Genomic DNA, 22144 nt, shown 5'->3' with positions numbered 1-22144 from the left:
TAAGCATGAGTATCATTATTTAACAAAGCCAAGACTAAAAAGAGTATATCCTAAAATACTAGGGAGTTCAAACATTCAAAATTCAAAAAACACTAGCTGTTTCTCGTTTGTTTTTTATATAATAATCTAGAATTCGACAGTAGGGGAGAAGAAAAATGTCTCATACATATACCATTCGTTTATTTGAAACATATGAAGATTTCAAAAAAATGGCTGATTTAGAAAGATTAATTTGGGGAATTGAGCCGATTCCAGAAAATCAAACGATGATTGCTCATAAAAATGGAGGCTTGGCTTTAGGGGCGTTTCAAGGGGATCAGCTCATTGGATTTAGTTACAGTTTTGCTGGTTTTCGCGATGGACATAGTTATTTATGCTCCCATAATTTAGGGATTCATCCGGACTACCAAAAGCAAGGGATCGGGGATGCCTTGAAAAAGGTTCAAAGGCAAGAGGCGATAAAATTAGGGTACTCATTAATTACTTGGACATATGATCCTTTAGAAAGCGTAAACGGCTACTTGAATTTATCGAAATTAAATGGAATTTGTCGCAGCTACATTGAGGATTGTTACGGCGATATGCCTGATAGTTTCAGTGAAGGGATGCCGACAGACCGCTTCTTAATTGAGTGGCATATTAAAGAAGGCTATTTAGATCAACCGAATCAGTGGAGCGAGGAAGGCGCACAAAAGGCTGCTTCTTGGGAATTAAACGCAGATGGTCTTCTCTCTATTCAAGAACTAAATATTCAGTTAGCGGGAGAAAAGTGGTTAGTGCCTGTTCCGAAAAACTTTCAGCAAATCAGACAAACTCATCCTGAAGTCGCTCTAGAGTGGAAGAGAGCTTACCGTAAGCTGTTTAACGAACTTTTTAAATCAGGATATGTAACGGTTAAACTGATTAAAGCAGAGGAAGAGCCTGTTAACTATTATTTATTAGTAAAACAGGAACAACTGTCATTTCAATAGGATACACATTAAACAAAAGAAGTCATTTCATCAGGAATGGCTTTTTTATCTTACATTAACAGGTTGCACTCCAGCTTAACATGGCTAAATGTAAGTATGGAACTTTTACTTTATTTCATGTAAAGAAAATTATTTGTAAACTTTAATTTAAAATAAGTTGACTAAATACCCCTTTTTCTCTTATCTTTAAGATAGAAGTTTTTATAAACAATGGAAATAAAGAGAAGGGGAGTTGTACAATGACAAAGTGGGATGAATTAGCGGATGTCGTTCTTGAGGGGCGTGAAATTGGAGATGCGGAAGCGCTTTCGATTTTAAATTGTCCAGATGAAGAGCTGCTTACATTATTAAATGCTGCTTATAAGATTCGTCATCATTACTATGGCAATAAAGTGAAATTAAATATGATCATCAACACAAAATCGGGCATTTGTCCGGAAAACTGCGGCTATTGTTCTCAATCGACTCGCTCAACAGCGCCAATTGAGAAATACCGCATGATGGATAAAGATTCGATTTTAAAAGGAGCAAAGCAAGCTTATGATTTGCGTGCAGGCACATACTGCATCGTGGCGAGTGGACGCGGACCGAGCGATAAAGAACTAGAAAATGTAACGGAAGCGGTCAAAGAAATTAAAGACAAGTATCAATTAAAAATTTGCGCCTGCCTCGGATTATTAAAACCTGGTCAAGCGGAAAAGCTAAAAGAAGCAGGTGTGGATCGTTACAATCATAATATTAATACATCAGCCAATCATCATGAACAAATTACGACAACTCATACATATGATGATCGTGTAGAAACGATTGAAAAAGTAAAAGTGCAAGGCATCTCGCCGTGTTCCGGAGTTATTGTAGGAATGAAAGAGAGAAAAGAGGATATCGTCACGATGGCCCGTAGCTTAAAAGCATTAGATGCGGATTCTATTCCAGTGAATTTCTTGCATGCGATTGACGGAACACCTCTAGAAGGAACGGATGAACTTAATCCGCGCTACTGTTTAAAAGTGCTTTGTTTATTCCGTTTCATTAACCCGACGAAAGAAATCCGCATTTCCGGAGGACGTGAAGTAAATTTAGGTTCTTTACAGCCTTTAGGATTATACGCAGCAAATTCTATCTTTGTAGGCGATTATTTAACAACGGCTGGTCAAGAAACAACAGCTGACCATCGAATGATCGAAGAAATGGGCTTTGAAGTCGAGTTTGCGGATGAAAAACAAGAACAACTAGTTTAAACAAAAGGACTGATTGCTGGCTTAGTGATAAGCCGGCAATCAGTCCTTTTCGCTGCCTCTTTTTCATCAATATTATTGAAAAATTAGGGATTTTTCTCAAACTTTACAGAAATCTATTGAATGGCTGCTCAAGCTCATGATACTATTTATTTGTTAGAAAATTTTTAAAATTTAGCTTTGTTAAACAACGATGCTGACTTTGAACGATTGTTGCTTAATATCGCCAAAAATTCGAGACAATCATAGGGGGATGGGCCATGAATGTACCATTAGTTTTAACTCAATTTTTAGATCGTGCCGTCACATATTATGGGGAAAAAATAGCTGTGATTTCTGAAGACCGCCAATTTACATATAATCAATTAAATGGTCGTGTCAATCAATTATCAAGGGGACTAGTTGATTTAGGTGTGCAAAAAGGAGATAGAATAGCTTATCTTGCGCCGAATTCATTAGAAATGCTAGAGGGTTTCTACGGAGTATACCAAGTAGGAGCGATCATGGTGCCGTTGAATATTCGCCTAAAGCCTCATGATTATTTGTTTATTTTAAATCATAGTGAATCGAAAATTTTATTAGTGGATCAGCATTTATATCCTCTTATTGCTGATATTAAAGATCAATTAACGACAGTAGAGCATATTATTGTCCATTATAAGAACGACGAAACGAATGAAATAGATTATGATACTTGGCTCAGCCGTTTTTCATCTGCTGCTTTTGATCGGGTAGAGCTTGAAGAAGATGATGTGGCCAGCCTTCTATATACAAGCGGGACGACCGGTAATCCAAAAGGGGTTATGCTGACTCATCGCAACAATTATATTCATGCGCTATCGACGATGCATGCTCTGCGCGTGTCGGATCGCGATGTTTATTTGCATGTGTTACCGATGTTCCATGTAAATGGCTGGGGATCTCCATTTTACTACACAGCTAACGGAGCGACACATGTTTGCTATCGTCAAGTAGGCCCACAAACGATTTTTGATGCGGTTATTCAGCATAAAGTAACGGTGATGCATATGGCTCCAACCGTATTAAATAGCTTACTGCAATATTACGAAGAAAATGTGCCGCCAATTGAAAAAAATGTTCGTGTAGTCATCGCTGGATCAGCGCCACCACCATCCTTTGTGGCACGCGTAGAGAAAGAATTAGGCTGGGAGTTCATTCAAGTGTATGGCATGACGGAGTCTTCTCCGCTCAGCTTATATTCAGCGATTCGTTCACCGTTTATTGATTTGCCATTAAAGGATCAATACCGAATGAAGGCAAAGGCTGGTTATGCGATGATTGGCAGTCAAGTGAAAGTCGTTGATGAACATGGGGAAGAAGTACCAAAAAACGGAATATCTATTGGGGAAGTCATTGTGCGCAGCAATGGCGTCATGAAGGGCTATTGGAAAAACGAAGAAGCGACGATGCAAACATTAAAAAATGGCTGGCTTCATACAGGGGATATGGGTACTGTGGATGAACATGGCCATATAGATATCGTGGACCGTAAGAAGGACATTATTATTAGCGGAGGAGAAAACATTTCTTCTATAGAAGTTGAGGGAGTGCTGTATGAACATCCTGATGTGTTAGAAGCTGCAGTCATTGCTGTTCCACATGAAAAATGGGGAGAAACCCCGCATGCCTTTGTTGTTAAACGACCGGCTGCTGAATTAAGTGAACAAGATTTAATTCAATTTTCGAGAAGGAATCTAGCTCACTTTAAAGCCATTACAGGGGTGACCTTTGTTGAGGAATTACCGAAAACGGCCTCTGGCAAAATACAAAAAATTCATTTGCGAAATAATTATTGGGAAGAGAAAGGAAAGACTGGTCGGTTTGTGAACTGATTCAAAGGATGCGGTGTATTCAGATTGTTAAGGTGAAAGATATACGAATCTAACCATTTAGCTGTTCTTATCCGAGGATCCGTCGCCTTTCCTGAGTGAGGCCTTCTGTTGATAGGACAGCTAATTTTTATTCAAAATCAGGAGGCGAGAATATGCTTAGCGGAATAAAAGTATTGGATTTCACTCAATATTTGCCTGGACCATATGCAACTCTTCGACTAAGTGATTTAGGGGCAGAAGTGATAAAAATAGAGCGTCCTGAAGGTGATCCAGCTCGGGAGCTATCCGACGGAAAAGTGTTTCAAGGGAATAATCGCAATAAAAAGAGCATGGCGTTCGATTTAAAAAATACAACAGATCAACAAAAAGTAATAGAACTCATTCGTTCCGCAGATGTACTAGTTGAAAGTTTCCGCCCGGGGGTCATGGCCAGTCTTGGGTTGGGCTATGAACAGTTGAGAAGTCTTCATCCTAGTCTTGTTTATTGCTCCCTCACTGGCTATGGTCAAACAGGTAAGCTGAGTATGCTCGGAAGCCATGACTTAAATTATATGGCCTTAAGCGGAATGCTGTCACAAATGAAGGATGGGAGCGGACGACCTGTTCATCCAACGCTTACATTTGCTGATTTAATTGGAGGGATAACTGCATCTGAAGCCATTGTGGCGGCTTTATTGAAGAGAGAAAAAAATGGGGAAGGTAGCTACATCGATTTAGCGATCACTGATGCGGTAATGAGTTTATTAACAACACATATGCAATATGCTGAAGGTAATGGAGTGCCTGAGCTAGATGGACATATCATTTCTTATCATATTTATGAAACGAAGGATCGGCGGTTTATCAGTTTAGCCGCTCTTGAACCGAAATTTTGGAGCAACTTCTGTCAAGCTGTACAAAAGCAGGAATGGCTTCCTTATCATGTCGAAAAAGCTGAAAAAGGAAATCGAGTATATGAAGAAGTATGTCAATTATTTCAATCAAGATCATTTCATGAATGGGAGATCTTCAGTCAACAAGTGGATTGCTGTATGGCCCCCGTTTATGAAATGAGGGAATTAAAGGATTCTTGTTATAATCAGTATCGCCAAATAATTGTTGAATCTCCTTGGAACGACCTTCAAGTATTTACATCATCTAAACCTAACTATTTATATGCACCTCCTGGATTAAATAGCAATTGTCTCAATAGGAAATAACATTATTATTTGCGTAAGAAAGAGGTGCATCTATGCGAGACGGAGCCGTGTTTATGTTGCAAATAGCTTTATTATGGCTGATAAATGAAGTCAGTTATTTTATTACTGATTTTTTTCATATCCCTATTCCTGGGAATGTCTTTGGGATGATGGTGCTTTTTCTTCTTCTTATGACCAATCTTATTCCGGTCAGATGGGTGGAAAGAGGTGCTTCTTTTTTGAATAAGCATCTTTCTTTCTTTTTTGTTCCTATTGCGGTGGGCTTAATGATGTATGGCGGGCTCATAAAAGCTAGTGGATGGGAGCTCGCGGTTGTGATTTTTGGTAGTTCCATCGTTGGTCTAGTCATCACAGGGGGCATCACTCAAGTTTTATCTGAAAAAAGCAGAAGAAAGGAGAAGGGACATGAGCAGCATCATGTTATTTAGTATAATTTTGACAATGGTTATTTATTGGCTATCAAGAAAATGGTCCTTCCGCTTTCCATCTCCTTTTACCACCCCTGTCTTTACAAGTACAACAGCCATTATTATCGTGCTACTGCTTACTGGGATTTCTTATGAGGAATACACACCAGCGAAAGAGATAATGACGTATTTGCTTGGACCAGCAACGGTAGCGTTAGCTGTACCGCTTTATCATAATCGGGAGGTTCTATTGTCTCGATTGATTCCGGCGACGATCGGTTTGACCATCGGGACGGTATCCACCATTGCGGCGGCTGTCTGGTTGGTGAAGGCATTCGGACTATCCGAAACGATTGCCGCGACGGCAGCGACAAAGGCGGTTACTACTCCAGTTGCCATTGAAGTCGCTAAAGTCATTGGTGGTGATCCCGCTCTTGCTGCGGCTTTTGTAATGGTTGCAGGCATGTTTGGCGCTATTTTCGGTCCCGTTTTATTAAACAGTATGAAAATAACAGACCCATTTTCAAGGGGACTAGCGATTGGAACCGTTGCCCATGGAATCGGAACATCGCAAGCGGTAGCAGAGGGGCGTATTCAAGGGGCCGTGTCGGGAGCTGCCATGGGGTTTGCAGGCATTCTTACTTCAATAATTTTACCTTGGCTGTTTCCACTCCTGTATTAGCTTGGTTTATTCGTCGAAATAGCTATTATACTAAAAAACAAGTGCCCTCACTATACTTAATGGCGGCACTTGTTTTTTTATGTACATTAGCAGTTAACCTATTAAAATACGCTCTTTTGGGTAATGATAAGACTCTTTAATCTCACGTCCGCGAATAACAAACAACAATGAGAATAAGCCAATTCGACCAATAAACATTAAAGAAATTAATAACAGTTTAGCTGGTGTGCTTAAGTCGGCAGTAATTCCTAATGACGATCCCGTCGTTCCAAAGGCAGAAGATACTTCAAATACAATTTTTACGATAGATAAGCTAGGTTCTAAAAACGAAAGAACAATAATCGATCCGCCCCAAATGAAAAACCCTGTTGTAATAACGACAAATGAACGTTGGATATCAATCGGATGCACTTCGCGGTTGAAAATTTTGATTGTATTTTTGCCGCGAGCAAAAAAGTATACGCTTAGCATGGCAATGGCAAATGTTGTCGTTCGTAATCCGCCGCCGACACTGCTAGGAGAAGCGCCGATAAACATTAATGTGGAAATGAATAACAAGGTAGCGGCCGAAAATTCATTTAAGTCTAACGAGGTTAGCCCTGCACTTCTAGCAGCAATGGACTGGAAGCTAGCATAAAATAATGATTCATGCCAAGATTTATTGACAAAGAAATGATGACGGTCCAGCAAATAAATACCGATCGCGCCAGCTATAGCTAATATGGCATACACAGTTGTGGTCAGTTTCGTAAAGAGTGAAAAACAAAATTTATGAGAACCGCGATACGTTAAATAGTCTTTTATTTCCACTAATACAGGAAAACCGATTGCTCCAAGAACGATTAATATCATATTAATGAACTGGACAAAATAATCATCTTTATACACGATGAGAGATTGGCCGGTAATATCAAATCCTCCATTGGTGGTGGCGCTAATAGAGGCGAATATTCCATGAAGAAAAGCCTCGGATACACTTGGATAATACTGTAGGAAATAAATACTTAAAATGATGGCACCTACCGCTTCAATCCCAAGAATAAGCAAAAAGATTTCTCTCATTAATTTGACCAAACCTGATAAATCTGTTCGGTTTTGATCCGCCATAATGAGCTGGCGCTCGCGCATGCCAATTCGCTTGCCTACTAATAACCAAATAATAGAGCTCAGCGTCATAATCCCCACACCGCCGACTTGTAAAATAAAGAGAATAAAAAAGTAGCCGACTGTGCTGAATGTATCGACTGTTCCAACCGTAGATAGTCCTGTCACGCTAAGGGCGCTTACCGCTACAAATAAGGCATCAATAAAGGGTAAGTCTACTCCTGGCTTATGAGCAATAGGAAGAAGTAATAAACCGGTAGATAATAGCGCACCTGTGAAATAAAGGACAACAATCAGCTGGAAAGTTGACAGTTTCAAAGCTTTTATTTTCGCAGTTTCTTTCATATAATCCCTCATTATTGACTAGGAAAATTCCTATATAATAATCCAAACACATGTCCTATTATATATAAAAGCCGCTGGAAAGAAAACAGCTACTTATTTTGCGTGAATGAGCCAAAATAATCATATCCCAAGCTACTTATTAAAATAGGCAAGGCTGTCTCCATGAACGCCATTGAATCATTGGGACAGCCTTTTCTGTATTTATGACAGTTTAGAATTTTGAATGACTGATTGTAATTTTTCAGCTGCTTCTTTCAATATGTCTTCCGAGTGAACAAGTGCAATGCGGACATATCCTTCACCATTTGATCCGAATGCGGGACCGGGAACCATCACAACTCCAGCTTTGTCAATACAAGTGAAACAAAATTCTTTAGATGTCCAACCATCAGGAATTTTCGCCCAAATGAACATACCGCCCGATGGTTTGTCCACTGTCCAGCCAATCTTCTGAAGTTCTGCGACCAACACATCACGGCGTTTTTGGTAAGTCGTTCGAACAGCTTGTCCAATTTCTTCAGCATGGTCGAGAGCGGCAATACCAGCTGCTTGAATAGGAGCAAACACGCCATAATCTAAGTTCGATTTCAGCTGAGCAACTGTTTGGACCATTTTTTTATTGCCGGCAATATAAGCAATTCTAGCTCCAGCTAAGCTAAAACTTTTGGATAATGAGTTAATTTCCATCCCAACATCTTTCGCTCCTGGAACAGCTAGAAAGCTGAGAGGTGCTTGATCGTCGAAGTAAAACTCTGAATAAGCAGCGTCATGCAATACAACGATGTCATATTTTTTAGCAAATGTGATGACTTCATGGAAAAACTGTTCAGTCGCTAAGCCTGGCACTGGATTCCCCGGATAATTTAAAATCATCATTCGAGCTTTGCTTGCAATGTCCTCAGGAATAGCTGTTAAGTCAGGCAAAAAGTTATTTTCTTTTACAAGCGGCATATAATACGGTTCAGCTCCAGCAACTGCTAGCCCCGCCTCATAAGCAGGATAGCCAGGATCCGTGACAAGAATCATATCTCCTGGGTCAGCGAAGACGAGCGGCAAATGGACAAGTCCTTCTTGTGAGCCCATGGCATGAACAATTTCCGTTGCAGGATCAAGCTCTACCCCATACGCGCGGCGGTAATAATTCGCAACCGCTTGATAAAAGGAGGGTGTACCTGACAGAGTATAACCATATTGATCGGGCTCGGCGGCAAGAGTTGCTAGCTTTTCTCTAATAAAAGGAGCTGGCGGCAAATCCGGACTGCCTAAGCTTAAATCAATAATCTTTTTTCCTTCTTCTTGCTTTTTTAATTTATAAGCCTTTAATTCACTGAAAATAGATGGACTAAACGCATCCATTCTTTTAGCAAGATGAAATGCCATGATGAGTATTCCTCCTAAGTATATAGTTACTATTTATCTCATTTCCATCGGCCGAGGAGAACTCCAACTGATGGAAGTTTCACTTTATTATTTTAACATACAGAATAAAGAAATAATTTTTAAATTTCAGCCTCATTGTAATAATTCCCAAAAATATTTTTTTGAAAATAGCTCATGCTAGTAAGGACTTCAATTCAAAGGAGGACACATCAATGACAGTCATTAATGATTTAAAAACGACACTTGCGGGATTAAAAAGTGCGCAAGCGAGCCTAGAAAGCTTTAGTCTAGCGACAGATAATCAACAAGCAAAGAAGTTATATCAAACAGCAGCTACTCAAACACAAACGATTATTGATACGCTAGAGCCGCGCATTCAAGAAGTAGAGCAGGAAGAACCGCAATATAAAAATAGTTAAAGTATAAATCACTATATGCAAAATTCAAAAATAATAGGAGGTGAAAGTGTGGACAGGCAGCGAACGTGGGTTTTTGCCAATAAACCAGTCATTAGATCCACTGGAGTCGTTGGCGGTCCCTTTGAGAGCAATGGCAAAATCGCTGATGACTTTGATGTGCTTCACGGAGATTTATGGATTGGGCAAGAGACGTATGAGAAAGCGCATCGCAAGCTATTAGAAGAAGCTTGCTTTCGAGCAATGGAAAAAAGCAACTTACGAAAAGAAGACATCGAATTCTTTCTTGGGGGAGATTTAATTAACCAAATTACTCCAACAAGCTTTGGAGCCCGAACGTTAAGTATTCCTTATATGGGCTTATTCGGTGCGTGCTCTACCTCGATGGAAGGATTAGCTTTAAGTGCGTTTATTGTCAACAATAAAGGAGCCAATTATATTTTGACTGCCGCATCCAGTCATAACGCAGCAGTTGAAAGGCAGTTTCGTTATCCGACGGAATATGGCGGACAAAAGCCGCCAACTGCGCAATGGACTGTGACTGGAGCAGGAGCGGCGGTCATTGCGCAAGAAGGAGACGGCCCTGTTGTTGTTTCGGCGACAATCGGCAAAGTTGTTGATATGGGCTTAACAGACCCATTTAACATGGGAGGCGCGATGGCCCCAGCAGCTGTTGATACGATCATCGCTCATCTCACATCATTAAAGCTCGATCCGTCTTATTATGATTTAATTGTGACGGGAGATTTAGGATCGATTGGGCGCAGCATCGCATTAGACATGTTGACAGAACGTGGGGTTCCTGTCACTGATCAACAATTTCAAGATTGCGGCTTAATGATTTATAAAGATTCCCAACCGGTCTTTGCAGGAGCTAGCGGAGCTGGATGCTCAGCTGTTGTCGGCTATGGACATTTATTAAAGCGGATGCAGAAAGGAGAATTTCAAAGAATGCTACTAGTGGCAACAGGGGCGCTGCTTTCCCCGCTTTCCTTCCAGCAAAATGAATCCATTCCTTGTATCGCTCATGCTGTTTCCATCGAATATTTACAATAAAGGAGTTTCAAAATGACAGTTGCATCCGATGTAAAAACGTGCACAGCAGGCCTGAAGCATGCGGAAGCTGTATTTAGCAAATTAGCGCTGATGTCAAGCGATCCGACATCGAAGAAAATCTTTCATGAAAGCATGATGTCTCTTCATGAGATCATTGAACAAATGAATCAGCGCATTTATGAGCTTGAAAATCACGAACCGCAATATCAAGGATTATAGCAAAAGGAGTGATTTCCTTGCCTCAATGGTTAGATGTTACGATTCGCTCTCTTTCTTTTCTCATTGTTTTATTCGCTATCACGAAAATCATTGGAAAAAGGCAAATTTCCCAATTATCGTTTTTTGAATACATTACCGGAATTACAATCGGCAGCATTGCGGCTGAAGTGTCCACCGTTAGAGAACGTTCTATGATTGATGGGCTGATCGCTATTAGTGTATGGGGACTAATTCCTTTGTTAGCAGGATATTTAGCATTAAAAAGTAAAGCCATCCGAGGTGTCATTGAAGGAAAGTCTACGATATTTATTAAGGATGGCAAAGTGTTAGAAGATAACTTGAAGAAAGAAAAATATACAATTGACGAGTTATTATCTTTACTGCGCAAGAAAGATATTTATTCGATTAGCGATGTAGAATATGCTGTTCTCGAACAAGATGGCAGTTTAAACGCTTTATTAAAGAAAGATAAACGTCCGCTTACTAGAAGTGACTTACAGCTAACGCCAATCAATGAAAAAGAACCCCATACGATCATTATGGATGGACGATTGCTACACGATGCGCTAGCAGAGAGCGGCAAAACGAAAGAATGGTTAAATGAGCAACTTGAAATAGCTGGCGTATCGCTTGAAAATGTATTTATCGGCCAGATCAATGCGTATGGAGAGTTGTATGTCGATTTATTTGACGACCTCCTTCAGTTAGCTACACCACAAGAAAGACCATTACTATTAGCTAATTTGAAAAAGTTTGTCGCTGATATGGAATCGTTCGCCCTTGCCACCGAATGTCCGAAAACGAAAAAAATGTATGAAACAAATGCAAAAGCGATTCAAGCGATCATTCAAAAAACAAAGCCATATTTACAAACGTAGCAGGTACCTTTAAACAAGTACCTGTTACTCTTATAATTCAATATGTGCAAAATTCAAATTAAAAATAAAACATTCGTTCTACACATAAAAATTTGCTAAAATAAATAATAAGTAAAGAAACAAGCATTTAAGGATTAGTGAGGTGAACAAAATGCCAAGAGGGGAAGGGAAATTTCTCATTAAACAACGCGCTTTTTTAAAATTATTTATGATTAAATTCGTCGAAGAAAACCGTTTGTACGGAATGCAAGCAATGGACGAATTAAAAGCAACCTTTAAGCAGTACGGCTATGAACCAAATCATTCCGAAATTTATCGCTCGCTCCATGAACTGATCGATGATGGCATATTAAAAAGATACAAAAAACTGCAAGAAGGAGCGAAATACAAAGAAGTGGTCATTTATCAATTTGCGGACTATGAAAAAGCTAAACTGTATAAAAAACAAGTAAAAACTGATCTGGACCGTAGCATGGGACTGCTTCGCAAAGCGTTAGAAGATATTTATTGAGGAGTGTAGATATGGGCTTATTTGATGGATTAATCGGCAATGCAACTGAAGCAGATGTAAAAACTGTAGAAAAAACGCTGAAGCTTATCGTTGCTGAAGGAGAAATGATTGAAAAAGCATTTGAACTTTTAAAAGATTTAATTGTATTCAGCAACAAACGTTTACTGCTAATTAATAAGCAAGGTGTTACAGGAAAGAAAGTGGAGTACCTCTCTATTCCATATCGAAGCATTACTCATTTCAGCGTACAAACAGCGGGAACATTTGATTTAGAAACAGAATTATTAATTTGGATTGTTGGAAATGAAAACCCGATTGCTTGGCAATTTAGAAAAGATGACAGCATTTTTGATGTCCAGCGGGCCCTGGCTACATATATTCTTTCTTGCTAAGTGAAGAACCTTGATTTCTCCTTTTATTTAGGAAAATCAAGGTTTTTATTTTTTACAATCTAAAGCTACATAGAATACGATAGTCAGCCAAATAACGGCCTACGATCACCCCGTTCATCGGTTCACTTACACGAGTGAACGGGATTTTCATTGAAATTTTCCACCAAAGTCAAAAAAAGATTGAAATATACAGTGTATTAAGTGTATTATTTAAATTAATACAGTTGATACAGTGAAAGGAGGTATTGGGGTGTGATCATTCTTGATATTAAAAGTCGGAAACCCATCTACGAACAGTTGACGGAAAAAATAAAGGAAATGATTATGCATGACGTTTTTCAGCCAGACGAGCAGCTTCCTTCTGTTCGACAACTCGCAGGCGACCTAGCAATTAATCCGAATACGATTCAAAAAGCTTATCGAGAGTTAGAAAGGGAAGGGTTTATTTATTCTCTTCCTGGAAAAGGAAGCTTTGTCAAAAAACAAACCAGTATTGCAAATGAACAGAGGGTGGAGCAATTGAAAAACGAATTATTAGCCTTAATTTCAGAAGCCTTATATTTAGGAATTAGTAAAAAAGAAATAACTGAATTAGCAGAGAAAGCAGAACAACGTATAAAAGGAGGGAAAAATGTTGATTAAAGTTCGTGATTTAACTAAAGCCTTTAAAAGTGATTCAGAAGCTTTAGCTCAAGTAAACTTAACTGTGACTAAAGGATCTATTTATGGTTTGCTTGGATCAAACGGTGCTGGAAAAACGACGCTATTAAAAGTGATAGCAGGCATTATGGAACCAGACAATGGAAAAGTTTGTATCAATGGTCAAGAGATGAAACAGCACCCAGAATTAAAGCAAGAAGTTTTATTTCTACCTGATATCCCTTATTTTTTTGCTCAACATACGATTAAGCAAATGGCTTATTTTTATCAACAAGTGTATCAAAAATGGAATCAACATCGTTTCGAACAACTAAGCAACATGTTTGATCTTCCTTTACATGTGAGGTTACATCAACTATCAAAAGGGAAACAACGACAAGCCGCTTTTTGGTTTGCCTTATGCTGTATGCCAGATTATTTACTATTAGATGAGCCACTAGATGGGTTAGATCTCGTAATGAGAAAGAAAATTAAGCAGCTGTTAATGGAAGATGTCGCTGAGCGGAATATGACGATTGTTATCTCATCTCATAATTTACGAGAGCTTGAAAATATTTGCGATCATGTAGCGATTTTACATGGGGGGACGGTTTTATTAGAGCGAGAACTGGATGAGTTAAAAAGCAATTTACACAAAATTCAAGTGGCCTTTCGAGGAGACATTCCTTCCGAATTTCTAGCTAAACTCAATATCATTCACCATGAACAACGTGGTAGCATTCACATTTTCATCGTCAAAGGAAAAGAGAAAAAGATTCATGCTGATGTTTCTGCTTTTCAGCCATTGTTAGTCGATGTGCTACCGATCACTCTTGAGGAAATATTCTCATATGAAATGGAGGAAGCAGGATATGGTGTCAGCAATTTTATTTTTTAATCAAGGCATTTGGAGACAGAAGGCAAAAGTCTTAGGTTGGCTTAGTTTTCTTTACTTTCTTCTTCTATTTTTTATCGTTCCTTTGCAATTACTAGTGAAACATACGAATGAAGAGTGGGAGTTCATTAACGATCTTCCATCTGTGTTTCAATTATCAGCTGATACGCAAACGATGCTGATTTTGACGGTGCCAGTCGGGTTTGCTGTTTTTGCCTTCCGCTATTTGCACGTCAAAGCCGCTGCTGATTTTATGCATAGCTTACCGGTTTCACGGTCGACATTATTTTATCAATACACGATTTGTGGATTCATTTTCATGATCATTCCGGTTGTCTCAACGGCAGTAGTGCTAACAGTGAGTCAATGGGCACTTGGTGTCCAATATTTCTCAGCTTCTGATGTCTTAATTTGGATCGGCTTTACTCTGTTTTGGAACTTTGTGATCTATGCAGCAGCCGTTTTCTCAAGCATGCTCACTGGGATGTCCGTTATGCAAATTTTGTTCACTTATGCCCTTTTTCTTTTGCCCATTGGATTTATCGTATTAGCCGTTTATAATCTTAAATTTTTGCTTCATGGATTTTCTGCTGAATACTATTTAAACTTTAATCTCGAACGTTTTATTATTTTTTCACGTATTTATTCTGGCACGGATATTACGTTGCAATGGTGGGAGTGGCTAGTGTATGGTGGGGGGTCAATGCTATGCTTGTTCATCGCGCTAGCAGCCTATAAACGTCGCCCCACTGAAACAGCGACATTGGCTCTTGCTTTCCCGAAATTGCGCCCCGTATTCGTCTACAGCTGTACATTTTTGGCAATGCTATTTGGCGGTCTATACTTTGGTAGCATCCAGCATACTGTACCTTGGATTGTATTCGGACTACTGATCTTCTCATTTTTAAGCTATTTTATTGCTAGAATGATTGTTGAAAAAACAACGAGAGTATTCGTGCATTGGAAAGGTTACTTACTGTTTATGGGGGCGACTTTACTATTAGCTCTATCTATCCACAGTTTAGATGGAGTATATGAAAAGAAAGTTCCAGATATGGCCAAAATAGAAGAAGCCTATTTTTCTGATGGGATCTATGGCTATCATCAGGATGACCTTGTGAATACAACTGAAATTCAAGCGTCAAACTTTTATAAGGATCCCGTCAACATCAAGAAAATCACCGAGTTTCATCAGCAAGCGATCAAAAATAAATCTCACCAGTTGAAAAATGTAACTCCTGTAGTTTTTGCTTATAAAACAGAACAGGGAAAGAAATTCATCCGAGAATATGATATTTCTATCACCCAATACGAGAAATGGATTGGTGAGCTTGCTAGTTCGGAAGAGTTTAAGTACAATCAATATCCTTTATTAAGAATAGACGACACCAATATTGAGAATATTAACTTGTACTCAGATATCGCTCATAACAAGCAACTGACTTTAACAAATCCGAAACAAATGAAACAACTAATTGCATTGCTAAAAGAAGAAATGAAGAAAGAAGATCTCACAAACAATACAAATAGTTGGGGAAGAATAGAGATCTATTTTGATAATGAAGAAATGATATCCGCACCTTGGCAAAAGACTTATCCCTCTGTAGAGAAGTGGCTTGAAGATGAAGGATTATTAGAACAAATAAAAGTGATGCCTTATGATATTGGTTACGCCATCGTATTTGAAACGGCAGCTAGTCCTGATCTTTACGGGGCTATTGATGACCGTGGTCAAGTCAAATCCTCTATCAAACAAATCAAAATAAAAGATAAGGGTCAAATTGAGAAATTACTTTCGGTTGCTCCTACTGGGGGAGAAAATAACTCCTACGCCATCGCTTATTATCTGAAAAATCAAGACCATCCTACAATTGAACAAATCAGTAAAAAAGAAGCGCCTGCATTCATAAAAGAACAACTATCAAAGTAAGGTAGAGAGAGGGTTTTCCCTCTCTTTCATTTTTTTCAAAAAAACAATGGCATTTTAAAGATGTTTTGGATATAATTAGAAAGGTATAAATTAGCTTTCAGTTTCGTCTGTTCAAACACACATGTTCTGGAACTGGTCAACTTTCACAAACTTCCGAGGCAGAAGCTTTCATTGCTCTCTGAAAGGAGGTGAGAAGGAATGACGATCAACCTTATTTTTGTCATTATCACGATTAAAAAACGCGAAAAAACCGTGGAAGAGTATATCCATGAACAACGTGTGGAAGAAATCTATGACGAAATGCGAAAGAAGCAACAAGAACAAATGAATCATCTATTTTAATCCAACTGAGGAAATAGGAAAGGAGAATGTCTTATGATTAAATTACAACCGATTCAATCTAAATGGAAAGCTGCACTTTATATTAGGAAAGACTCTGCCTAGTGAAACTGACCAGTCCTTATGACACCATCACCCCTAACGATATGAATCGTTAGGGGTTTTTTATTCAGCATTGGCCAAAAGCATACCGACCAACTACAACATTTCATCTTCAAATCTGCTATTTTTTTTGCTATTTCATTAAATCCTCTTACTTTCTTCATTCTTTTCTCACAATTTCTTCTTATACTTAACATATACAAAATATAGGGGGAAAACAAAATGAAGAAAAAACTGTACATACTGACTGCTGCTGCGGCACTTAGCTTAGCTGCTTGCTCTAGCAATGAAAAAGCAGAGGAATCCAAACCAGCAACGGAGGAAAAAGCGGCAACTGAGCAGCAAGCAGAAACGACTCCAAAAGAAGAAGTGAAAAAAGAAGAAGCTCATCAGCATGAGGATGGGGAGCCAACAGCGGAAACTACTTGTGCTTTTTGTGATATGAAAGTATACATGAAGAGCGAAGATATGGGACAATTTACAGCTAAAATGGTCACAGAAGATGGCGAAACACTTTTCTTTGACGATATCGGTTGTATGCTAAACTATGAAAGAGACGCAGAGAAACCAGCAAAAGAGCGATTTGTTCGCGACTATAACGGTTTAGACTGGGTATCTGTTGATGACGCAAAAATCTTGAAAACGGACATGAAAACACCAATGAACTACGGTTTTGCCTTTTTCAAAGATGATGAGAGCTTAAATGCTTTTACAACGAAACATCAAAATGCAACACCAGCCACTGTAGAAGATATCGATCAAATTGCCAATGAACGCTATATGAAAAAGAAACAAATGCAAGAAGGCGATATGAAGCATGGTGAAGGCGAACATAGTGATATGAAAAAAGACGAAGAAATGAAGCATGAAGGTCATTAATAATAAAGCAGCCCGGCTCAGCTAGCCGGGCTGCTTTATTATTTGCTGTATTCTTTAAACAAAGCTTCATCTAAGGAAGCGTGCTGATCAAGCAGGGTCTCTACCTTTTGATGAACGAGTAAGCGTCCTTCTTGTAAAAAGGCAAGTGTATCCGCTATTTCTTCCACAACTGATAGGATATGCGTTGTAAACAAAATCGTTTGTCCTTGATTTTTTTTCTCGATAATGATTTCCTTCATTCGATGCACCCAGTACGGATCGAGTCCATTGGTGGGTTCATCTAAAATTAAAATAGGAGCCTTTGACAGCAAGCTTTGAGCAAAAGATAATCGTTGTTGCATCCCTTTCGAATAAGACTTTACCTTCTTATCAGCATGCTCGCTTAATCCAACGAGAGCAAGCAGTTCATCAACTTGCTGACGATCTGCTTTTTGTAAATCAGCAAAATATGTTAATGTTTCTCTCCCTGTCAATAAAGGGGGAGCGGATAAATCATCCGGCATATAAGCAAATTGCGAGCGAAAATCCGTTTTTCTATCTCCTGATTTATGGCCATTTAATAAAATCTCTCCCGAATCTGGCGTATAAATGCCCGTCATCATTTTGATGATCGTACTTTTTCCTGCACCATTGCCTCCGCACAAAGCGATACATTCCCCTGGCTCAACCGTAAATGATAAAGGATAGATGACCTGTTTTTTTTGAAAAGATTTACTGACTTCATGAAAAGTAATCATAATGTTTTTCCTCGATTCATGACAAAATTGGCGAGCCATAAAGGGATCACTATCCAAAAGAAACAAGCAACGACAAACATGATCACGCCGGCGTTTCCTTCAGCCCAAATGGTAAAGTCATAAACAGAAGGACCAAAAATGGTGCCGCTCCCTAAAAATAAAACGGTAAATACGCGAATGAGCTCCACAGGATTTAAAAAAACAGAGACCGTAAGAAGGGGCACTACCATCGCGGGTCCGGTAACCATCGTCATCGCCATCATAATAAATTCATAAAAAAGGACAAAAAATGCCCATAAAAACAAGCCAATTCCTAACGCTTGAAGTCGCCCGGCTGCGATGATCCCAACGAATAAAGCTAAAGATAAAAACATCAAAACTAACAGCACTGAGGTTCCGAAGAACACAAGCAATAGCGAAACATTGCTTCCAGACGATTGAAAAAACAAGCCGGCAGATACTCCGTAACCCAGCACTAAAATAAAAACGAGCGAAACAGCAAGCCCAATATACTTTCCTAGTATGACAGACAGAGAAGAGAGAGGGTAGGTGAGCAATAATCCTAAACGACCATCTTCTTTTTCTCCGGCCACTAATAATCCGCCGACTAAGAGTGTTAATAATGGCAATAAAAACAGAGATAAATTTAACAGACTGGCTGTCCCTCGTGTAAATCCATCAAAATCGCCGCTCGATTGTCCAGTAAAAAAAATAATAATGCCAGCGAGCAAGGTGAACAAGCCGGCAAACACAAGCAGCCACTTACTTCTAAACGCTAGCTTGATTTCATGGCGAGCAATAGTCCAAGCTGTCACTGGTGGCCACCCCAATCATGCTTCATAACCTCGTCTAGTGTTAATATTTCACCTTTTCCTTCCTTTTTCATATAGCTTTCGGCAGAGGACTGATCAGAGAAAGAGACGACACCATAAGCCATCGGTGTCCAATAATCTTTTTTGTATAGAAACGTCGCTTCATCTAGTTTCACCCAATCACCACTCAACGCATCTCGGACATATTTCTCTCCAATGTCTTTCTCATCTTGCTCGTTTAAATACTCCACCATGCAGCCGATATCATCAAAAGTTTCCACTGATCCATCCTTTAAAATGACCTCTGTTGCATATTGAGTCTCGGTAATACTCATATTGCAAATGTCGCAAACATCAATATCTGGATTAATCTCTACAGGCTCGTACGACTGCTGTTTTCCGCAAGCGCCCAACAGCATCGTCGAAGCCGCTATTCCTAAAAATATACGCTTCACAATGATTCACTCCTTTTTCTTCTCCATATGTACAGCGCCGCTCCTAGTAGAATCAGCAGTACGAAACCATACGATCCACCGAATGGTTTCGTCTGTTGAACCAATGGAAAGCGATCGGCATTCTCTTGGTCGCTTTGCAAAGAAAACATTTTCTCTGCCGATTGCCACACGGTCATCGCAGGGCTCTCAAAATAAAACTGCAAATGTGGATACTGATGAAGAAGTCTGCTGTAAGTAGAGCCGCCTTGATACGCAACTTCTCCAATTTGATCACCATCTACATCATAGGAATGATAATCATCCCAATAGTTGCCGTTCTTGCCATCATCAAGAGAAAAAGCAGAACCGGTCAACTTCGTCTGAATAATGTTGCCTTCAAAACGATTCTCACTTAGTTGAATATCGCTATTTTTTCCTTCCGTAATCAAACCAATATAATTACCGGCAATAATGTTGTTCTTAACAGAAATATTGTTCGAAGATTGAAGAGACAAACCATTATGATTGTAAAGCAAGTCGTTATCTTCAAGCTGAACATCTTCCGTTTCATAAATTAACACACCAAATCCACGATAGTTCAGCTGCTTTTCAAAAAGATTCTCTTCGATGTCAATCCCTTTGGAATTCATTGCCATAACCCCGTTGATATTGTCAAAAAAATGATTACCTTTGACAGAATTATCCGTTGAAAACATAAAGTGAGTAGCATATCTCGACCCACTGATCGTGTTCTCATTCATTTCGTTATTTGAAGACTCATCTAAATAAATCCCATCTTGCACGTTCGTCATTTCATTTGCCACTATTCGATTATTTGCCGTTGCTAGTAAATGAATGCCATTCCCACGAGTAGAAAAATGACCTGGATAACTCGAAAAATGATTGTTAGAGATCATATGAGAGCGGCCACCTCTAATAAAGACGCCGTAGTGAACATTTTTTAAGTAATTGTCAATAATTTTTGCTGATTTAGCTTTATCGATTAAAATTCCTGCTTGCTGGGCTCCTTTTCCGGAATGTTGAATCGTCACCCCATGGACCGCAACGTCATCGGCTTGAATCGTCACTACGTTACCATTTTTCCCGCCGTCAATTACGGCTCCTTTCTCTCCTTTAATCGTCAGCGGCTTATCAATCACGACAGGTCCTGCATATAACCCGCGTTCTAAGCGAATCTCCGACTTTGGCGGTGCCTGATCGATGAGCGGCTGAAGCTCAATCGGTGCATCCGCTTTCACCACACTGAAACTAAAAGGGAAGAGAATTAGCCAACTTGCTAATGCCACCGCGTTTTTCATTGGCTCACATCCTTTCTTTCCTGTTTTACTACATAATTGTGAAATATAAAAGAAGTAATAGCGAAACTTTTATGAAATATACTTTTTTGGATCGAACAGACAAAATCAAGAAGATCGACTATAATGAGAAAAATACAAAAAAAAGGAGCTGAAAGGATGTCAGTTGTAGCCAAACAAACATCTGTCGCTCAAGTAACTACTTATAGTATCTTATTTGCGATTAGCGGCGGACATCTTATTAACGACTCGATTCAAGCCGTTGTTCCGGCGATGTTTCCGATTTTAGAGAAGTCTCTTGCTCTTTCTTACGCTCAGCTAGGTTGGATCGCCTTTGTGTTAAATATTACCTCCTCGTTAATGCAACCTGTGTTTGGCGCAGTTGCTGACCGGAAACCACAGCCGTATTTATTGCCAATCGGAATGGGGCTTTCAATGCTAGGTGTGATCGGATTTGGCTTATCGCCTAACTTTTATTCCCTCTTATTGGCTGTTTTGTTTATCGGGCTTGGATCCGCTGTTTTTCATCCAGAGGGTTCACGCGTTGCTTATATGGCTGCTGGCCAAAAAAGAGGCCTCGCCCAATCCATCTATCAAATGGGAGGGAATGGAGGCCAATCGCTTGCTCCGATCTTTACCGCCTTTATTTTCGTCCCAATAGGTCAAAAAGGGGCATTGTTGTTTGCTGGTGTGACAGCGATCGGTGTTCTGTTGCTTTATCGAGTCTCCGTTTGGTATAAACACCAATTGCAAATGAACGAACAAGCAAAAAACAAGCAGCGTTCATCCATCAAGAAAACATTACATACGAGCGTGAAGTGGGCCATGGTTCTATTAATCTTTTTTGTATTTGCACGGTCTTGGTACGCAGCCGCTATCACTAACTTCTATCAATTTTACTTAATTGAAAATTATGGACTATCAATAAAAGAAGCGCAGCTATACTTATTTGTCTACATGGCTGCTGGTGTTGCCGGTACGTTTCTAGGTGGACCGCTAGCTGATCGTTTCGGTAGGAAAAAGATTCTCGTCTTTTCAATGCTTGGAGCCGCCCCATTAGCCGCTGCCTTGCCTTATGTTCCACTAACTTTTGTGTTGCCGTTGTTCTTTCTTATTGGTTTTATCTTACTTTCTAGCTTCAGTGTCTCCGTTGTCTACGCTCAAGAATTATTCCCAGAAAAAGTCGGCATGGTTTCCGGATTAATCGTCGGGCTGGCCTTTGGAATGGGAGCGATCGGTTCTGTGTTTTTTGGCATTTTAGCCGATCACTACAGTTTAAAATTTATGATGATCCTTGCTAGCTTTCTACCACTTTTAGGAGTGAGTGCTTTAGCATTGCCAGGAGATCAAAAGGTGAGAGATTTAAATAGAAGATAGGTGAAGAAACAGGAGATATACACTGAAATTCTCCTG

Annotated in this window: 24 protein-coding genes; 18 read left to right on the top strand and 6 right to left on the bottom strand. The window is 39.5% G+C overall.

The genetic code is table 11. The features are described 5' to 3' along the window. Positions 1-155 precede the first annotated feature (155 nt). The 6 genes from IRB43_RS06805 (at position 156) to IRB43_RS06780 (ending at position 6347) form a co-directional block, all read left to right on the top strand. Positions 156-971 (top strand): GNAT family N-acetyltransferase, encoded by an 816-nt coding sequence (locus IRB43_RS06805; protein ID WP_203362688.1) that lies wholly within the window; start codon positions 156-158, stop codon positions 969-971. A 239-nt stretch (positions 972-1210) separates the two neighbouring features. Next, positions 1211-2209: a biotin synthase BioB gene (gene bioB, locus IRB43_RS06800; protein WP_203362687.1), complete on the top strand. Its 999-nt coding sequence runs from the start codon at positions 1211-1213 to the stop codon at positions 2207-2209. A 257-nt stretch (positions 2210-2466) separates the two neighbouring features. Beyond that, positions 2467-4059, top strand: coding sequence for a long-chain-fatty-acid--CoA ligase (locus tag IRB43_RS06795; RefSeq protein WP_203362686.1), 1593 nt, complete (start codon positions 2467-2469; stop codon positions 4057-4059). Positions 4060-4211: 152 nt separating this feature from the next. Next, positions 4212-5258, top strand: a complete 1047-nt coding sequence (locus IRB43_RS06790) for a CaiB/BaiF CoA transferase family protein (protein WP_203362685.1) — start codon at positions 4212-4214, stop codon at positions 5256-5258. A gap of 32 nt (positions 5259-5290) precedes the next feature. After that, positions 5291-5686, top strand: a complete 396-nt coding sequence (locus tag IRB43_RS06785) for a CidA/LrgA family protein (RefSeq protein WP_203362684.1) — start codon at positions 5291-5293, stop codon at positions 5684-5686. After that, the gene (locus IRB43_RS06780) at positions 5664-6347 is read left to right on the top strand and encodes an LrgB family protein (RefSeq protein WP_203362683.1); all 684 of its coding nucleotides are present in this window, start codon (positions 5664-5666) and stop codon (positions 6345-6347) included. Before IRB43_RS06785 ends, IRB43_RS06780 begins: the two co-directional genes overlap by 23 nt. Positions 6348-6440: 93 nt before the next feature. Here IRB43_RS06780 and IRB43_RS06775 read toward each other — a convergent pair whose 3' ends face one another. Beyond that, positions 6441-7796 carry a TrkH family potassium uptake protein gene (locus tag IRB43_RS06775; RefSeq protein WP_275296754.1) on the bottom strand — a complete coding sequence of 452 codons (1356 nt, stop codon included), beginning with the start codon at positions 7794-7796 and terminating at the stop codon, positions 6441-6443. A gap of 201 nt (positions 7797-7997) precedes the next feature. Further along, positions 7998-9176 carry an LL-diaminopimelate aminotransferase gene (locus tag IRB43_RS06770; protein ID WP_203362681.1) on the bottom strand — a complete coding sequence of 393 codons (1179 nt, stop codon included), beginning with the start codon at positions 9174-9176 and terminating at the stop codon, positions 7998-8000. A gap of 212 nt (positions 9177-9388) precedes the next feature. Here IRB43_RS06770 and IRB43_RS06765 point away from each other — a divergent pair, with 212 nt between their 5' ends. The 11 genes from IRB43_RS06765 (at position 9389) to IRB43_RS06715 (ending at position 17432) form a co-directional block, all read left to right on the top strand. Continuing rightward, complete coding sequence (locus IRB43_RS06765) at positions 9389-9595, top strand: DUF1657 domain-containing protein (RefSeq protein ID WP_203362680.1); 207 nt, start codon at positions 9389-9391, stop codon at positions 9593-9595. A gap of 48 nt (positions 9596-9643) precedes the next feature. Then, complete coding sequence (spoVAD, locus tag IRB43_RS06760; RefSeq protein ID WP_343070812.1) at positions 9644-10648, top strand: stage V sporulation protein AD; 1005 nt, start codon at positions 9644-9646, stop codon at positions 10646-10648. Between the two features lie 12 nt (positions 10649-10660). Further along, on the top strand, positions 10661-10867 hold the full coding sequence (locus IRB43_RS06755) for a DUF1657 domain-containing protein (protein ID WP_203362678.1): 207 nt from the start codon (positions 10661-10663) through the stop codon (positions 10865-10867). A gap of 17 nt (positions 10868-10884) precedes the next feature. Continuing rightward, positions 10885-11745 carry a DUF421 domain-containing protein gene (locus IRB43_RS06750; protein WP_203362677.1) on the top strand — a complete coding sequence of 287 codons (861 nt, stop codon included), beginning with the start codon at positions 10885-10887 and terminating at the stop codon, positions 11743-11745. Between the two features lie 151 nt (positions 11746-11896). After that, the gene (locus IRB43_RS06745) at positions 11897-12256 is read left to right on the top strand and encodes a replication termination protein (RefSeq protein WP_203362676.1); all 360 of its coding nucleotides are present in this window, start codon (positions 11897-11899) and stop codon (positions 12254-12256) included. 11 nt (positions 12257-12267) lie between these two features. Continuing rightward, positions 12268-12648, top strand: a complete 381-nt coding sequence (locus IRB43_RS06740) for a PH domain-containing protein (protein ID WP_203362675.1) — start codon at positions 12268-12270, stop codon at positions 12646-12648. A gap of 252 nt (positions 12649-12900) precedes the next feature. Next, positions 12901-13290, top strand: a complete 390-nt coding sequence (locus IRB43_RS06735) for a GntR family transcriptional regulator (RefSeq protein ID WP_203362674.1) — start codon at positions 12901-12903, stop codon at positions 13288-13290. Next, the gene (locus tag IRB43_RS06730) at positions 13283-14185 is read left to right on the top strand and encodes an ABC transporter ATP-binding protein (RefSeq protein ID WP_203362810.1); all 903 of its coding nucleotides are present in this window, start codon (positions 13283-13285) and stop codon (positions 14183-14185) included. Before IRB43_RS06735 ends, IRB43_RS06730 begins: the two co-directional genes overlap by 8 nt. Then, positions 14160-16112, top strand: a complete 1953-nt coding sequence (locus tag IRB43_RS06725; RefSeq protein ID WP_203362673.1) for a DUF6449 domain-containing protein — start codon at positions 14160-14162, stop codon at positions 16110-16112. Before IRB43_RS06730 ends, IRB43_RS06725 begins: the two co-directional genes overlap by 26 nt. Positions 16113-16310: 198 nt before the next feature. Beyond that, positions 16311-16454 carry a YrzI family small protein gene (locus IRB43_RS06720; protein WP_203362672.1) on the top strand — a complete coding sequence of 48 codons (144 nt, stop codon included), beginning with the start codon at positions 16311-16313 and terminating at the stop codon, positions 16452-16454. A gap of 321 nt (positions 16455-16775) precedes the next feature. Then, the gene (locus IRB43_RS06715; protein WP_203362671.1) at positions 16776-17432 is read left to right on the top strand and encodes a nitrous oxide reductase accessory protein NosL; all 657 of its coding nucleotides are present in this window, start codon (positions 16776-16778) and stop codon (positions 17430-17432) included. 38 nt (positions 17433-17470) lie between these two features. Here the strand turns inward: IRB43_RS06715 and IRB43_RS06710 are convergent, their stop codons facing one another. Genes IRB43_RS06710 through IRB43_RS06695 form a run of 4 tightly spaced genes read right to left on the bottom strand, consistent with a single transcriptional unit; the run spans position 17471 to position 20734 of the window. Beyond that, positions 17471-18169, bottom strand: a complete 699-nt coding sequence (locus IRB43_RS06710) for an ABC transporter ATP-binding protein (RefSeq protein ID WP_203362670.1) — start codon at positions 18167-18169, stop codon at positions 17471-17473. After that, positions 18166-18984 carry an ABC transporter permease subunit gene (locus IRB43_RS06705; protein WP_203362669.1) on the bottom strand — a complete coding sequence of 273 codons (819 nt, stop codon included), beginning with the start codon at positions 18982-18984 and terminating at the stop codon, positions 18166-18168. The genes IRB43_RS06710 and IRB43_RS06705 overlap by 4 nt, the downstream gene beginning before the upstream one ends. Beyond that, positions 18981-19436 (bottom strand): nitrous oxide reductase accessory protein NosL, encoded by a 456-nt coding sequence (locus IRB43_RS06700; RefSeq protein ID WP_343070811.1) that lies wholly within the window; start codon positions 19434-19436, stop codon positions 18981-18983. The genes IRB43_RS06705 and IRB43_RS06700 overlap by 4 nt, the downstream gene beginning before the upstream one ends. Then, positions 19433-20734, bottom strand: a complete 1302-nt coding sequence (locus tag IRB43_RS06695) for a right-handed parallel beta-helix repeat-containing protein (RefSeq protein WP_203362668.1) — start codon at positions 20732-20734, stop codon at positions 19433-19435. The genes IRB43_RS06700 and IRB43_RS06695 overlap by 4 nt, the downstream gene beginning before the upstream one ends. 156 nt (positions 20735-20890) lie before the next feature. On the opposite strand from IRB43_RS06695, the gene IRB43_RS06690 reads away from it, so the two are divergent. Continuing rightward, the gene (locus IRB43_RS06690; RefSeq protein ID WP_203362667.1) at positions 20891-22108 is read left to right on the top strand and encodes an MFS transporter; all 1218 of its coding nucleotides are present in this window, start codon (positions 20891-20893) and stop codon (positions 22106-22108) included. The last annotated feature ends 36 nt before the right edge of the window (positions 22109-22144 follow it).

It is taken from the genome of Bacillus sp. REN10 (assembly GCF_016820555.1).
In the GTDB taxonomy this organism is placed as follows: domain Bacteria; phylum Bacillota; class Bacilli; order Bacillales; family Domibacillaceae; genus Bacillus_CE.
Note: the sequence above shows the minus strand (reverse complement) of the source record. Positions and strands in the feature narration are given on the sequence as shown.

Coding starts and splice junctions, on each gene's coding strand:
- IRB43_RS06805 (WP_203362688.1), top strand. CDS start 156: ATGTCTCATACATATACCATTCGTTTATTTGAAACATATGAAGATTTC.
- bioB (WP_203362687.1), top strand. CDS start 1,211: ATGACAAAGTGGGATGAATTAGCGGATGTCGTTCTTGAGGGGCGTGAA.
- IRB43_RS06795 (WP_203362686.1), top strand. CDS start 2,467: ATGAATGTACCATTAGTTTTAACTCAATTTTTAGATCGTGCCGTCACA.
- IRB43_RS06790 (WP_203362685.1), top strand. CDS start 4,212: ATGCTTAGCGGAATAAAAGTATTGGATTTCACTCAATATTTGCCTGGA.
- IRB43_RS06785 (WP_203362684.1), top strand. CDS start 5,291: ATGCGAGACGGAGCCGTGTTTATGTTGCAAATAGCTTTATTATGGCTG.
- IRB43_RS06780 (WP_203362683.1), top strand. CDS start 5,664: ATGAGCAGCATCATGTTATTTAGTATAATTTTGACAATGGTTATTTAT.
- IRB43_RS06775 (WP_275296754.1), bottom strand. CDS start 7,796: ATGAAAGAAACTGCGAAAATAAAAGCTTTGAAACTGTCAACTTTCCAG.
- IRB43_RS06770 (WP_203362681.1), bottom strand. CDS start 9,176: ATGGCATTTCATCTTGCTAAAAGAATGGATGCGTTTAGTCCATCTATT.
- IRB43_RS06765 (WP_203362680.1), top strand. CDS start 9,389: ATGACAGTCATTAATGATTTAAAAACGACACTTGCGGGATTAAAAAGT.
- IRB43_RS06755 (WP_203362678.1), top strand. CDS start 10,661: ATGACAGTTGCATCCGATGTAAAAACGTGCACAGCAGGCCTGAAGCAT.
- IRB43_RS06745 (WP_203362676.1), top strand. CDS start 11,897: ATGCCAAGAGGGGAAGGGAAATTTCTCATTAAACAACGCGCTTTTTTA.
- IRB43_RS06740 (WP_203362675.1), top strand. CDS start 12,268: ATGGGCTTATTTGATGGATTAATCGGCAATGCAACTGAAGCAGATGTA.
- IRB43_RS06725 (WP_203362673.1), top strand. CDS start 14,160: ATGGTGTCAGCAATTTTATTTTTTAATCAAGGCATTTGGAGACAGAAG.
- IRB43_RS06720 (WP_203362672.1), top strand. CDS start 16,311: ATGACGATCAACCTTATTTTTGTCATTATCACGATTAAAAAACGCGAA.
- IRB43_RS06715 (WP_203362671.1), top strand. CDS start 16,776: ATGAAGAAAAAACTGTACATACTGACTGCTGCTGCGGCACTTAGCTTA.
- IRB43_RS06710 (WP_203362670.1), bottom strand. CDS start 18,169: ATGATTACTTTTCATGAAGTCAGTAAATCTTTTCAAAAAAAACAGGTC.
- IRB43_RS06695 (WP_203362668.1), bottom strand. CDS start 20,734: ATGAAAAACGCGGTGGCATTAGCAAGTTGGCTAATTCTCTTCCCTTTT.
- IRB43_RS06690 (WP_203362667.1), top strand. CDS start 20,891: ATGTCAGTTGTAGCCAAACAAACATCTGTCGCTCAAGTAACTACTTAT.